The organism is Seonamhaeicola marinus (assembly GCF_008085455.1).
Map to the genome: position 1 here is coordinate 1 of NZ_VSDQ01000278.1, position 750 is coordinate 750.

The 750-nt window shown below is 36.5% G+C and carries 1 protein-coding gene; it reads left to right on the forward strand.

Annotated elements, in window-relative coordinates; genetic code table 11:
• Window positions 1-750 (forward strand): ketol-acid reductoisomerase (gene ilvC / locus FUA24_RS03970; protein WP_148540153.1); only part of this gene is annotated, 750 nt, incomplete at both ends.

Genomic DNA, 750 nt, shown 5'->3' on the forward strand with positions numbered 1-750 from the left:
AGATTCTGGGTTAGATATTTCTTACACATTACGTGAGGCAGCAATAAAAGAAAAGCGCGCATCATTCGTAAATGCTACTGAAAACGGTTTTACAGTTGGTACTTATGAAGAATTAATTCCAACAGCCGATTTGGTTTTAAACCTAACACCAGATAAGCAGCACACAAATGTTGTTAACGCTGTAATGCCATTAATGAAAAAAGGAGCAACTTTAGCATATTCTCATGGTTTTAATATTGTTGAAGAAGGTATGCAAATTCGTGAAGACCTTACCGTAATTATGTGTGCGCCAAAATCACCAGGTTCTGAGGTACGCGAAGAATACAAAAGAGGTTTTGGGGTGCCAACACTTATTGCAGTTCACCCAGAAAATGACCCTGAAGGTAAAGGTTTAGCCCAAGCAAAAGCTTATGCTGTTGCAACAGGTGGAGATAGAGCAGGTGTACTAGAATCGTCTTTTGTTGCTGAGGTAAAAAGTGATTTAATGGGTGAGCAAACAATTCTTTGTGGTTTATTACAAACAGGTTCTATTTTATGTTTTGATAAAATGGTTGAAAAAGGTATTGAGCCAGGTTACGCTTCAAAATTAATTCAATACGGTTGGGAAACTGTTACTGAAGGTTTAAAATACGGTGGTATTACAAACATGATGGACAGACTTTCAAACCCTGCAAAAATTAAAGCTTTTGAATTATCTGAAGAGTTAAAAGATATCATGCGTCCTTTATTCCAAAAGCATATGGATGATAT